The following is a 243-nucleotide window of genomic DNA, read 5'->3' on the forward strand; positions in this document are numbered from 1 at the left end:
AAAGCTTGTAGTTATTTGAACCAAATTTATGACTACGCTGTAGCGATGGGTTATTGTGAATTCAACATCGCTCATGGTTTAAATAAAATCGCCATTAACAGTAAAATCAAGAAAAATTATCCGTATTTGAAAGCGGAGGATATATCTGATTTTAAGTATAAATTACAAAAATTGGATGCCCATCCGATTATTAAAAAAGCACTGATGTTTAAATTATATACTGGAGTGCGAGGGGCTGAATTG

At 32.5% G+C, this 243-nt stretch carries 1 pseudogene; it reads left to right on the forward strand.

From position 1 onward, the window contains the following. Window positions 1-243: pseudogene (locus DPG01_RS18700) on the forward strand (integrase); the annotation flags it as partial.

The sequence above is a fragment of the Acinetobacter sp. WCHAc060042 genome, from assembly GCF_003231195.1.
GTDB lineage: Bacteria > Pseudomonadota > Gammaproteobacteria > Pseudomonadales > Moraxellaceae > Acinetobacter.